Below are 231 nucleotides of genomic sequence, written 5' to 3' on the forward strand. Positions count from 1 at the left end.
GAATAGCCCTACTAGCTGAGCATGTCCAGCCAGTAACGTGGTTTGAATAGCAGCATCAGCTGCTGTTTCAGGATGATCATTTAAGTAAGTATAAGCCGCTGCTAATGCACCAAGAATCGCGCTGAATTTTGGAAACTCTAGCGCTTTGCTAGATAGATAATTTATTTGGGCAAGTTGTTGCTCTATATATGTCTGAACCTGCTCACTATCAGAGTGACTCAGCGCCTCATT

General features: G+C 43.3%; 1 protein-coding gene. It reads right to left on the minus strand.

All coding sequences use genetic code 11. The annotated features are described in order from the left end of the window. On the minus strand, positions 1-231 hold a 231-nt coding region (locus AAEY75_RS17385; RefSeq protein ID WP_352260441.1), incomplete at both ends, for a hypothetical protein.

Origin of the sequence: Psychrobacter sp. TB55-MNA-CIBAN-0194 (genome assembly GCF_040309505.1) — a bacterium.
Lineage (GTDB): Bacteria > Pseudomonadota > Gammaproteobacteria > Pseudomonadales > Moraxellaceae > Psychrobacter > Psychrobacter fozii.